10 protein-coding genes are annotated in these 10972 nt (G+C 47.3%); all 10 read right to left on the bottom strand.

Going from position 1 to position 10972, the window contains the following annotated elements:
- On the bottom strand, positions 1 to 978 hold a 978-nt coding region (locus tag RT269_RS22565; RefSeq protein ID WP_313185996.1), incomplete at its 3' end, for an aminotransferase class I/II-fold pyridoxal phosphate-dependent enzyme.
- Complete coding sequence (locus RT269_RS22560) at positions 968 to 1606, bottom strand: ABC transporter permease (RefSeq protein ID WP_313185994.1); 639 nt, start codon at positions 1604 to 1606, stop codon at positions 968 to 970. The genes RT269_RS22560 and RT269_RS22565, both read right to left, overlap by 11 nt.
- Positions 1606 to 2376, bottom strand: coding sequence for an ABC transporter ATP-binding protein (locus tag RT269_RS22555; protein WP_313185992.1), 771 nt, complete (start codon positions 2374 to 2376; stop codon positions 1606 to 1608). Before RT269_RS22555 ends, RT269_RS22560 begins: the two co-directional genes overlap by 1 nt.
- A 4-nt stretch (positions 2377 to 2380) precedes the next feature.
- Complete coding sequence (locus tag RT269_RS22550) at positions 2381 to 3283, bottom strand: ATP-binding protein (RefSeq protein WP_313185990.1); 903 nt, start codon at positions 3281 to 3283, stop codon at positions 2381 to 2383.
- A gap of 17 nt (positions 3284 to 3300) precedes the next feature.
- Entirely contained in the window at positions 3301 to 4215 is a 915-nt protein-coding gene (locus RT269_RS22545) for a glycine betaine ABC transporter substrate-binding protein (protein ID WP_331664216.1), read from the bottom strand.
- Positions 4216 to 4227: 12 nt separating this feature from the next.
- Positions 4228 to 4869 carry an ABC transporter permease gene (locus RT269_RS22540; RefSeq protein ID WP_313185988.1) on the bottom strand — a complete coding sequence of 214 codons (642 nt, stop codon included), beginning with the start codon at positions 4867 to 4869 and terminating at the stop codon, positions 4228 to 4230.
- A gap of 226 nt (positions 4870 to 5095) precedes the next feature.
- Entirely contained in the window at positions 5096 to 7480 is a 2385-nt protein-coding gene (locus tag RT269_RS22535; RefSeq protein WP_313185986.1) for a glycoside hydrolase family 9 protein, read from the bottom strand.
- Positions 7481 to 7503: 23 nt separating this feature from the next.
- Positions 7504 to 8580, bottom strand: coding sequence for an SIS domain-containing protein (locus RT269_RS22530; RefSeq protein ID WP_313185985.1), 1077 nt, complete (start codon positions 8578 to 8580; stop codon positions 7504 to 7506).
- A 74-nt stretch (positions 8581 to 8654) separates the two neighbouring features.
- Entirely contained in the window at positions 8655 to 9593 is a 939-nt protein-coding gene (locus RT269_RS22525) for an ROK family protein (protein WP_313185983.1), read from the bottom strand.
- A gap of 16 nt (positions 9594 to 9609) precedes the next feature.
- Positions 9610 to 10956, bottom strand: a complete 1347-nt coding sequence (locus tag RT269_RS22520) for an MATE family efflux transporter (protein WP_313185981.1) — start codon at positions 10954 to 10956, stop codon at positions 9610 to 9612.
- Positions 10957 to 10972: the final 16 nt, after the last annotated feature.

Here is a 10972-nt window from a genome sequence, read left to right as displayed (position 1 = left end):
TGGATAGGATACCTGCAGAATCTGCGGATGGCTTTCTAAGAATTGTGCCACCTTCAGCGCATTTTCCACATGGCGTTCCATGCGAAGGGACAGGGTTTCCATACCCTGCAGAAGATAAAAGGCATTGGTCGGGCTGAGATGGGATCCGAAGTCCGTCAGATACCGGATGCGGAGCCTCTTGGTAAAGATGTTTTTTCTCAGCTCTTCCTCTCCGATCGAGTCCTTATACTCTTCATAAAAAGAATCAAACTGAGGGAATTTTCCGTTATGCCAATCAAAGCCTCCCTTTTCCACCACAAGCCCCACGATGATGGTGCCATGACCCGCCAGATATTTCGTAGCGGAATAGCATAAAATGTCGGCGCCGTAGTCGAAAGCCTTGATGAGATAAGGAGTTGCGAAGGTATTGTCAATGACCAGGGGAATTCCGTTTTCATGGGCAAGATTTGCAATGGCCTCGATATCTACGATATTCATACCGGGATTTCCGAGGCTCTCGATATAAATGGCTTTTGTTTTCTCATTGATAGCCCGTTTATAGGATTCAATATCGTTTTCGTCCTCTATGAACCTGCCCGTGATTCCGTATTCGGGCAGGATTTTATTCAGCAGGGTAGTGCTCCCGCCGTATAAAGTCTGAACCGCCGCAATCTCATCCCCCGCTGTTGCAAGATTCAAAAATGTATTGGAAATGGCTGCCATACCGGAACTTAGGGAAAGAGCTGCACTTCCGCCCTCCAATGATGTTATTCTTTTTTCAAGCACATCATTCGTGGGATTGGAAAATCTCACATAGGAATGCCCTTCCTCCGAATAGTCAAAAAGCCTGGTGCAGCGGTCAAAATCCCCCAGTTCAAAAGCTGCAGTATGATAAATCGGTACCGCTTTCGAACGGTAATGCTCTCCCGGGTTATATCCTGCATGGAGCTGCCTGGTCGTAAAGCCGAGAGAACTGTCTTTGTATGCTTCATAGCTCATGTTTAAATCCCACCTTCTTATATAATATTGATTCAATCATCTGAAGCAGCACATCAGCCGTCCATGCGATACCGGCGCAAAAGATCGTGCCCCAAAGGATTTTATAAGTATTCATTGTACGAAGCCCGTCAAACAGTATGGTACCTAAACCGCCGGCATTGATGGTGGCGGCTATGGTTGCGATACCGATCGTAGATATGATCGCCAGATGAATTCCAGCCATAATTACGGGCAGTGCAAGAGGCAGCTTCACCTTATATAAAATCTGCCACTGGTTCATTCCCATTCCCATAGCTGCTTCCAGAACCGGCTCATCCACCCCCTTTAGTCCCGCCATGATATTGCGGAGCAAAAGAAACTGGTTATAAAGCACCAGAACAAAGATCGCCGTATTTCTGCCGATACCCATAATCGGAATGAGCATTGCAAAGAGCGCAAGGCTGGGAATGGAATAGATGACACTGAAAATCTGGATTGCCGCATTTACCAGCCGCTCTGACCGAATGCTCAGCAGGGTGATGGCAAAAGCCAACAGGATGGAAATAAGCAGTGTGATACCTACGATCTGTAAGTGCTGCACCAAAGCGGTCAGTAATTTCTCCTGATATGTACTTAAGTAGGCTATCATCAAATCCCTCCCCTATCCGAAAGAATATAGTTCTTTCCGGCGGTCCTGATCAAAGCCTCAACAAACTCATCAGCAGGATGGGCTGTGATCTCTTTTGGCGAATCGAATTGTTTCACCTTTCCTCTATCCATGATCAGTACCCGTGTGCCCAGCTTAAAGGCTTCATTGATATCATGGGTTACAAAAAGAAACGTCTTTTTCGATTTCTCATGGATTTTAAGAAGTTCATCCTGAAGATTCTCCCGATTGATTGCATCAATGGCACCAAAAGGTTCGTCAAAGAGCATTACTGCCGGATCTCCCGCCAGCGCTCTTGCCAGCCCGATTCTTTGCTGCTGTCCGCCGGAAAGCTGTGCGGGATAGCGGGCTTTAAACTCCTTCGCCTCCAGATTCACCAGATGGAAAAGCTCTTCAATCCTGTCGTCGATCCGCTTTTTTTCCCACCCGAGAATCTTGGGAACAGTGGCGATATTATTATAAATGGTCATATGAGGGAAAAGTCCGATCTGCTGGATGACATAGCCGATCCCTCTTCTCAGCTTGACAGGGTCCATATCTTTGATACTGCTGCCAAATAGCCTGATCTCACCGCTGTCGGGTTCAAAGATACGGTTTATCATTTTTAACAGCGTGGTTTTTCCGCAGCCCGAGGTTCCCAGTATTGTGATAAGTTCTCCTTCCTCAATGCTTAAATTCACATTTTCCAACGCATTATAGTTTGCCTTGGGAAACCGTTTATTGACATTTATAAATTCAACAGCAATAGCCATAACCTTATCTTCCTTTCAGCGACAACGCATTTACAGGGCAGCTCTGGACGCAGACCCCGCAGCCAACACATTTTGATGCATCCTTTTGGATTTCCCCTTCTTTATAAAATACTTCAAAGCTGCAGCGTTTGACGCACTTGCCGCATTGGATGCACTTTGATCGGTCGAAGTTGATAATATATGAGGCCTTAGGCCAGATTCCCAGACTGTTTCTTTTCTTCTGGCCTCGAAACAGGTAGCAGCAGTCTCCGCAGCAATTGCAGATCCCGTTGGGATTTACCGTATGCATCAGCCCTGCCTGATCGGCCTTCCTTACGATTTCCTTCGCCTTCTCCTTATCGATCTGTTCTGACAGGCCCCGGTGTGCAAAGGAGTTTATGCCGTTTTTATAGGTAATACAGGTCTTTGTGGGTAAACCGCAGTCTCCCCGCAAGCTTCTGCAATCGCAGTAATTAAGATAAACCGGCCGCTCCTGTTTATCGATGAAATCAAGCACCTCATCCAATGGCATTACTTCATCCGCCGTAGGGGGACGGTCCGGGTCCGGATCCAATCCGCTGCAGTAGGCATCGAAATACCACTCGTCCAGAGCCTCTCTGTCTTCTTTGGAAAAGCTTCGATAGGTTTCCGTTTCCGATACGGAAAAGATATCAAGTCTGTTATAAAAATCCGATACCCGGAATGTCCCTTTTTCTTCATCCGCCAGAGACACAATACCTCTTTTATAACTGTTCTCCAAAAAGCCCTTAGGATCGGAAAAGCCCATGGCTCTCACATCTTCTTCCGAAAAAACCTTCTGTTCCATCCGGCTTACAAAATCTATCTCCTCTGGTGTAAATAATTTATCTAAATTGGAATATGCAGCTTCCGGAATTTGAAATTTCTTTATGAATACAAGGTTCTTCATATCTTCTGCCTCCGCCGTTATTTAATGGAATCATAGAATTCCTTTCCTACTTCTTCATATTCCCTCTTATTCACATCCACCTCGGCATTCAGTTCTGTAATGGTCTTGATATCGATCTTAGAGTTTACGGCATTGAGGATTTCCGCGATATCAGGATTTGCGTCCAAGACCTCTTTTCTGACTACAGGAGCGATGTTGTAAGGCGGCCAGACCGCTTTGTCATCCTCTAACAGGGTGAACTTGGGATCAATCAAATTTCCTTCTGTTGTTGATGCCGGAGCCACATCGGCTTCTCCCGCTGCCAGAACTTCATACTTCAGTGAGTTATCGTATACCTTGGAGGAAGCCCAGTCAAATTTCCCATATACAGCCTCCAATGCGGGAATGCCGTCTTCCCTTATATCAAATTCTCCCTGAGAAGCGAATCTTAACTTGGTTGCATTCTTCTGAAGATCCGAAATGGTTTTGATTCCATATTTCTCCGAAGCTTCCGTGGTGATCACCAACCCCTGACCGTCATTTGCTTGTGCATAATTCAACCAGACTACATTGAATTTTTTCCCATACTCTTCCTTTACGATGTCATAAACTTTTTGAGGATCCGTTTCCAACGGAAGCTTCAACACGGCTAATAAGCCGGTCCCCGTATACTCAGGGTAGAGATCTATATCACCATTTACCAAAGATGTATGTACCACAGAACTTGCAATATCGAATACCCGTTCCACTTTAAAGCCTTTGTCTTCCAAAGCCAGTGCGTAAATCTCGCCCAAAATTAAATTTTCCGTAAAATTCTTTGTTCCTATTTTGATCGCCTTCTGATCAGCAGAACCGGCATCACCGGATTTCTGGGAAGAGCAGCCTGCGGCCATAGAGATGACGAATGTCAAAATTAAAAATAAAGATACCCTTTTCAAAACTGAATGTTTCATGATAGTTTCCTCCTAGTTATTTACCGTTTTATATTTTGTGATCCTATGATCCAATCGGTTAAGAAGATATCCCGAAAGCAGCGAAAGGATTCCCACAGAAACGCCACCGATCAGCAGCAGATCCGTTCTCATCAGTCCCAGCCCTGTAAATATCAGGCTTCCCAGTCCCCCCGCTCCGATATAAGCCGCAAGGGTAGCGCTTGCGATTACTTCGACAACAGCGGTTTTAACTCCTGCAAAAATAAGCGGAAAAGCCAGTGGTAATTTTACGATAAAAAAAGTCCGCCATGCTCCCATACCCATTCCCAGGGCTGTCTCCAGCACAGCTTCAGGCAGTGTACGAAAGGCAAGTGCAGTATTGATCAGGATGGGAGGGATTGCTAAAATTGTCAACGCCAGGACGGCAAGTTTCATTCCGGTTCCTACTATAGGTATGAACAGCACCAGAATAGCCAGGCTTGGTACAATACGCAGAGTTCCGAAAAGCCCCTTGACTCCCTTGTAAAGGAAATCGCTGGAGTTGCACAGAATCCCTAGAGGAATGGCGATGATCATCGCCAGGATAACGGTACTGAGGCTAATTAAGATATGTTCCCTTACCAATAGGATATAGTCAGAGAAATGATTGGAAAAATATGTCAGAACAAGTTGCAATAGCTTCCGCCCCCTTTTAATAACATAGTAATTCTATATGTTTTATAAGTTTTGTTTATTATATTCTATGCTCCGCCTCTTTGTCAATAAAAATTTATCAAAGCTGAAGATTAATGATAACGTTTATTTCTTGTATCCCTCCAAATAACATTAGGCTCTCATGGCTTAATGCCATGAGAGCCTATATTCGAATTTAAAGCATAAGCTTACCACTGTCCCAGTATGTTTACAGGCTCGCCATGATCGAAAGCCATCTGCCCGCCGGAGTCAGCCATACCTCTTTATAGGTAGCGTTGTTACCTGCCGGCCAGTATGGAATATCTTCATTTTCCATTGTCTGGACCCCTACCGGAACCTCACCTGTCATCTCACCCGGGTAATTGGCATCCTGCTGCGCGTACCGTTCCCCTTCGCCGTACATCAGGGATTGGCAGAATGGATTTTTACCGGATACCCAGTAAAGCTGTTCTCTTGCAATATCCGCAAGTTCCCTGTCTTTAAAATAATTTCCCAGCAGTGCTGCTGCTTTTCCCATCCCCAGATGTATGGCACTGTTCCCCCGGAATGAAAACCATACCGGAAACATCCTTACGTAGTAGCCGCCGCCCAAGTCTATTCCTGATTTTAACTGCTCCCTGTAATTCTCCTGTTCCTTTGAAAACTCCACCTGCAGGTGCAGGAGCTTGAAGGTTTCTTCATCCTCCGCTTCCTTTATGGAGTGAAGCCCCGCCGGAAGCATTCCGTAAGGCGCTGCCATCCGGCTGAGTTCTTTTAAGTATTCCCCATAAAGACCCATGGACGCTTCCCACTTCGTCCTATTTTCTGAATCCGGCAGTGCCCGGCATAGTGCTTCCAGTGCCTGCACAAAGGAATGGTCTCTGCCCTGATGGGTAAAATGTACCATCGTCTTGTGGAGTTCATCACGGTAAAAGAACCCCTTCATGGGAACTCCCTCCGTACCTGCTTCCTGACAGGCCATCAGCCTGGCACCCCAATTCTCCGCTTCCTGAATATAGGCTTCATCGCAGGTAGCCTGATAGATATTGGCTGCTGCCCAGGCGGCTGCCGCATAATACTGAGACTTGCCGCTGTTTAATGTATGCTCCCACATAATTGGCAGCTCCATTCCAAACTCTTCAAATCTTGCCTTGGCAAACTGGTAGTCCTCCTTCGCTGCCTGGCCGCATTTCCATGCCAGATCTGCATCATAATCTTTCAAGGCAATCGCCGCATAGGCTTCTGCTGCCCCGCAGAAAAAGTTCTGAAATGCCTGATTATGCACACGGGTTTCCACATCATCCCTGTCTCCGATCAAACCGCCGGTCCACATGCCAAGCCCCACGCTGCTGGCACGGTATCCATCCCCAAAGCGGGTCTTCAAAGTAAATTCCAATCCCCACAGTGCTTCCTCCATTAATCTCTGATAAAGCAGGGAGTCGTCCTTCCTATGCTCTGCCAGTTCAAACAGCACCTGCATGACCTCAGCCGTCTGTAAGGACTGCTGTGACATATCTCCAGCATCATGCCAGCCGCCGCCATAGGGCATAATCAGTCCCTTATGCTTTGCGATCACATCCATATGGCATTGTCCATGCTTGCCCGGAATCGGATAGCCGCACCTTTCGCAATAAATAAAGTTCAGCACCTTCCAGACAGCTTCTTCCATCACATCCGGCCCTATCCTAAAACTTCCGGTGGACAATCCGCCATACACCACCCGGTACTGCCCCGGCTCCGTTATTTCAGAAAAATCCAGGATCCCATAGTTTCCCGTCCGTTCCGATAACGCCCTGGCCTCCTGCCCCAGCACTACCCGTCCTTCCCCGTCCAGTACCTGAAATCTTGTGATTTCATCCGGCTTTAAATCCTGTGGGTTTATGATCGCTATCTTCTTTCCTGAATTGTGATAGCCAGACATAGAATAGGAAATACGTCCTCTCTGGCATTCCCAGCCTTTTTCCAGCTCCGGCTCCGGGATTGATTCCATCCGGATCTGGTCAAAGTCATATTGAAAGAAATCACCGGTGGATGTATCCTGTCCATCTGCATCCATCTTAATGGCAAATTCCGTCACACAATCCTTTGGTAAAAGTGCACACTCCCAGATAACATGGTTCCATTCATGGTTTACCAGATTGGCCAGAAACTGGCCCTCTCTGTGATAAGCATCCGGTACCGGATGCTCTCCCTCATTACACAGGTAGCATCTTAAATGCACTGCCCGGCTTCCTGGGGAATCCGGTTTCACCCAGAAGGAAATACGGTTGTACTGTTCCCAGTTTTCCCTGTCTGCAGGAAAACGCAGCATGGCATGATAAACCTCCTTCTCTTCCCCGTTCTCCCAGTCGGGAGAACCGTAAGTCCAGATATCATGAGCGGTGGGAGCGGCAATACGCAGGGAAGCTCCTCCCTCCTTCCCCTTTCCAGCCTCTATGGTTACTGTTCCGATTCCTGTATGTACCGGTTTCTTCATCCCTTCCTTCCAGATATCATTTGCCGCCAGGACCGTTTTATTCTCCATTTCCGCTTCCAGAGACTTTTCCGTATGAAGCGGAAGCGGTCTATGGAGATACCCGGATTCCCGCAGCTCTTTCTCAAACACTTGATCCATCTTCCTGTAACCCCCTTGTTTTATCAGTGCTTTTCCTGATGTGTCATAAAGTACCGGTTCATATCACTGTGATTATTGGGCTTCGTAAGGTCACGCCCGCCATCCACGGTCAGATAGTATGCCATAATCTGAGGTACCGCGCACACCTCCAGGCAGTTGAAGTCACCGCTCTTGAGGTCCAGAAGCAGATCCTTTTCATCTGCCACGGTTCCACCGGCCACAAGGCCGTTGTGATGCACTTCCTTCATAAACCGCGCCAGGGAAAGGGATTTCTCCACATCACGGATTCCATCATTAAATATCACTACACAGTGGTTGCTGTTATAGCCATAATTCGGTCCGTGCATTCCTTCTTCCAGTTCATATCCCGCGGAAATCACCTGCGGCATCTCCCAGAACTTGATGGCTGCCTCCAGGGACACCCCATAAAGACTTCCCGAACCGGTAAAGATCACACAGGCAGAGCGCATAATCTGCCTTTTATTTATCTGGAACCACTGGGCCGCCTGCTTGGTAATGACTCTTCTGCTGTCCGGGACCTGTCCTGCCTGTGCCAGATATACATCATACTGCTCCTTCGTCAGATGTCCACGAATTAAGCCCAGCTTCATTCCCATCAGCATATGAGTCAATATGCTGGCGCAATAACCGATGGTTCTCATGCCGTATTCCTCTTTCCCGCAGCCCATCACAATATGTGCTGCAGATTCCTTTGCCAGCGGAGTCTCTTCCGATTCTGTGATGCTGGCGCAAATACATCCTTCCGTCAGCAGCTTCCTTTGAATATCTGCCGTCCCCTTGGAGGTTCCTGTCTGGGAAGTAAATACATGAAGGGCGTTAGGATTCCAAATATGTCCCTCTCCCATAAAATCATTTGGGTAGCATACTTTTACCCGTAATCCGGCCGCCTTTTCTACAAAGAGCTGGGAGGTCAGGGCAGCGGTATTGGAAGTCCCTGATCCGATGAATACCACCTCATCCAGCTTCATTACCTTTTCACCCAGATACTCTGTCAAAGGCGCCAGTCTTTCCTCTCTCTTTTTTAAAATATCCTCCATAATGGAGGGAATCCTCTCAATGCAATCCAATAATGTTACCATAATGCTGCTCCTTTCTGCCTGTATATTTGTTTTATTTATACCTTTTGATGTTAAAGCAGATTTGCTCTTCCTCCTTAAAAAACCTTCTGATACCCCAGTCCGACCGCGGCTGCCCCCAACAGCCCGGTATAATTTGGATTCAGGGAGGAAAGATGGATTCCCTTAAGGATCCGAGTCTTCACTTTATCCTTGACCCGCTCACAGATACGAGCCGCTAACCATCCATCTGCTACCAGGCCTCCGCCAAGAATTACTGTTTCCGGAGCGGTCACACAGCTCATGTTTTCAATCAGCAGAGCCACCGTTTCAACCGCTTCTTCAAGCATCCTTTGAGACAGGGCATCCCCGTCCTTTGCCAGTTCAAATACCATCTGGCCTGATATCACCTCATTTTCTCTTTCCCGAAGCGGGGAATCCGGATATTCCGACAGAAGTTCCTTTCTTCTTTGATTTAACCCTATGCCGGAAGCAATGCCCTCTAAATGCGGTCCCTTCCCCATATTAAAATTCATGTACCCAATTTCCCCCGCATAATTATCCGCGCCGCGGATAACCCTGCCGTTTGATACCGTTCCCGCAGCAAGACCTGTTCCTACATTAATGTAAATCATATCTCTGCAGTCCTTCGCTCCACCGAACACACACTCTGCAATGGTGGCGGCCTTCACATCATTGTCAATGTAACAGGTTACGCCGAATTCCTCCTTCATGATGGCTGCCAGCGGAGTCGGTTCAACAAATTCATGGTCAATAAAATTCCAGATTCCATGCTTGATATCCAGGTTACCCACAATGCCGATTCCCATCAGGACCGGCTGATTTCCATAGGCCCAGCCAAAGCTTTCCTCATAATCTTTCACATTAGCAATCATTCGTTTCACCAGCTCGCGCTGATTGATCCTTCCAGTAGGGTAGCGCTTTCCATTCAGCACTGTCCCGTCCGATGCCACCTCCGCAACCAGCATCTTAGTTCCGCCTGCATCAATTGCAATGCAGCTCTTTTCTGTTTTCATTTCACTACCGCCTTTCTCAATTCCCAGTCATATCGTGGACCCATTTCCCAGTTCGAAGCCGCCACTCGCTAGTAAATACCTTGATTACCTGGTCACACTTTAAGCAGATGCCTACCACCATGATGGGTGCCTGCAAATACATTCCCGTCAGGAATCCCAGGGGAACCGTTACCCCCCACAGAAATATCATATCGTTCAGCATCTGAAAATGAACGTCTCCGCCTCCCCTCAGTACTCCCATCATGTTCGTACTCTGAACCGCCTGGAAAGGAGTTATGATGGCTGTTATCATCATAAGCTGCCTGCAATAGGTCAGCGTGATACCGTCTATGTGATACAGAAATGGCACCAGCGGAATTGCAAGAAGCACAAGACCTCCTGCTATCGTTCCGAAAACCGCTGTATATTTTTGAAAATATTTTTTTAGTTCATCCAGCTGTTCCCGCTCTCCTGAACCAATGGTATTTCCTACAATGACACAAGCCGCCGATGAAATCCCATGAAACAGTACCGCCGTAAGCTGAGTAATCGCAGAGCAAATGCTATTGGCTGCAATCACATCCGTTCCCATTCTTCCCAGTACAATGGCCTGAGCCGATACACCGAAAGCCCAGAATACTTCATTGCAGATCACCGGAATGCTGGTTTTAAAATAAAGCCTTCCCAGGCCGCCCTCCAGCTTCCGCATCTTTTTCAGACGAATCTGAAGTTTGTCTTCCTTCCAGTATACGAACACCATCACTAACAGGAACTCCCCGGTTCTTGCAATCAGGGTGGCTAAAGCAGCTCCTTCTATTCCTAGTGCCGGAAATCCCAGTTTACCGCCTATCAGGAGCCAGTTCATGACAGTCTTTAACACCAGTGATACAAGAGAAGAATACATGGCTATCTTTACGATTCGGACGGACCTTAAAACTCCGGTAGTCATCCCTGACAGCGCATAGAGCATATAGGACCATACCACGATTCTTAAATATCTGGCCCCCAGTTCGATGACCAACGGGTCATTGGTATAAATGTTCATGACCGTTTCCGGGAACAAAGCCACAATTGCCGTTAATATTATAATAAATCCAACTGCCGTCCGGTAAGCATATGCCAGAACCTTATGGATCCGTTCCGTATCGTGATTTCCCCATGCCTGGGAAATCAGCACATTGGCACCGTCCGCAATTCCCGGAATGGCCATTGATACAATAAAAAAGATCTGATTAGCCTGGGATACGGCAGATAGCTCGCCGGTTCCCATGCGCCCTATCATCACGGTATCCAGCAGATTGACCATATACCCCAGCAAACTTTGCAGAGCCAGGGGAAGTGCGATTCCCAAGACGATTCTCGACAGCTTTTTCTGATTATCCATTGTTATATCTAAACCT

It is taken from the genome of Lacrimispora sp., from assembly GCF_032078915.1.
Lineage (GTDB): Bacteria > Bacillota > Clostridia > Lachnospirales > Lachnospiraceae > Lacrimispora.
Note: the sequence above shows the minus strand (reverse complement) of the source record. Positions and strands in the feature narration are given on the sequence as shown.

Coding starts and splice junctions, on each gene's coding strand:
- RT269_RS22560 (WP_313185994.1), bottom strand. CDS start 1,606: ATGATAGCCTACTTAAGTACATATCAGGAGAAATTACTGACCGCTTTG.
- RT269_RS22555 (WP_313185992.1), bottom strand. CDS start 2,376: ATGGCTATTGCTGTTGAATTTATAAATGTCAATAAACGGTTTCCCAAG.
- RT269_RS22550 (WP_313185990.1), bottom strand. CDS start 3,283: ATGAAGAACCTTGTATTCATAAAGAAATTTCAAATTCCGGAAGCTGCA.
- RT269_RS22545 (WP_331664216.1), bottom strand. CDS start 4,215: ATGAAACATTCAGTTTTGAAAAGGGTATCTTTATTTTTAATTTTGACA.
- RT269_RS22535 (WP_313185986.1), bottom strand. CDS start 7,480: ATGGATCAAGTGTTTGAGAAAGAGCTGCGGGAATCCGGGTATCTCCAT.
- RT269_RS22530 (WP_313185985.1), bottom strand. CDS start 8,580: ATGGTAACATTATTGGATTGCATTGAGAGGATTCCCTCCATTATGGAG.
- RT269_RS22525 (WP_313185983.1), bottom strand. CDS start 9,593: ATGAAAACAGAAAAGAGCTGCATTGCAATTGATGCAGGCGGAACTAAG.
- RT269_RS22520 (WP_313185981.1), bottom strand. CDS start 10,956: ATGGATAATCAGAAAAAGCTGTCGAGAATCGTCTTGGGAATCGCACTT.